Here is a 254-nt window from a genome sequence, read left to right as displayed (position 1 = left end):
CCGTGACTGCTTGCGGCAGTGAGTAGGACATGAGTTTTTTCTTAGACACGAAGCGGGTCATCCTTGTCCACGCGAAGCCTGTACGAAACGAAGTTCGTCATCCTGAGCGAAGCCGAAGGACCTGCATTCCTCTCCCTCACAACAACTTCTCTGGAGAAGTTATCCTGCGTCATTCGCAGAATGCTTCCGGGAAGTATTGCAGTGGGCACAGAAGAATGCAGGTCCTTCGGCTTCACTTCGTTTCGCTCAGGATG

The 254-nt window shown here is 52.4% G+C and carries 1 protein-coding gene; it reads right to left on the bottom strand.

The window, feature by feature from the left end; genetic code table 11:
• Positions 1-41: 41 nt before the first annotated feature.
• A partial coding sequence (locus JAO32_RS19840; protein ID WP_334243625.1) for a hypothetical protein occupies positions 42-254 on the bottom strand: 213 nt, incomplete at its 5' end.

Origin of the sequence: Terriglobus sp. ADX1 (assembly GCF_036877645.1) — a bacterium.
Classification (GTDB): domain Bacteria; phylum Acidobacteriota; class Terriglobia; order Terriglobales; family Acidobacteriaceae; genus Terriglobus.
This window is presented reverse-complemented; position numbering and strand designations above follow the sequence as displayed.